This is a genomic window from Psychrobacter sp. TB55-MNA-CIBAN-0194, from assembly GCF_040309505.1.
Taxonomy (GTDB): domain Bacteria; phylum Pseudomonadota; class Gammaproteobacteria; order Pseudomonadales; family Moraxellaceae; genus Psychrobacter; species Psychrobacter fozii.
The window spans coordinates 1-244 of record NZ_JBEOOW010000673.1; the positions used below are offsets into that span (position 1 = coordinate 1).

The window sequence follows — 244 nt, forward strand, 5'->3', positions numbered from 1 at the left end:
GTCAAAAGCAGGTAACCCAGTAGCTGCACGTATTATAAACACCAGCTCGGGCGCAGGCTTACAAGGCTCGGTAGGGCAAGCAAACTATTCTGCGGCAAAAGGCGGTGTTGCTACGCTTACTTTAGTACAAGCGTCGGAATTGGCGCGTTACGGTATTACTGCTAATGCATTGGCACCGGCAGCACGCACCGCAATGACCGAATCAGCAATGCCTGATCTAGTGAAAAAGCCAGAAGATGATAGC

The 244-nt window shown here is 50.8% G+C and carries 1 protein-coding gene; it reads left to right on the forward strand.

From position 1 onward, the window contains the following. Nucleotides 1-244 (forward strand): SDR family NAD(P)-dependent oxidoreductase (locus AAEY75_RS16695; RefSeq protein WP_352260275.1); only part of this gene is annotated, 244 nt, incomplete at both ends.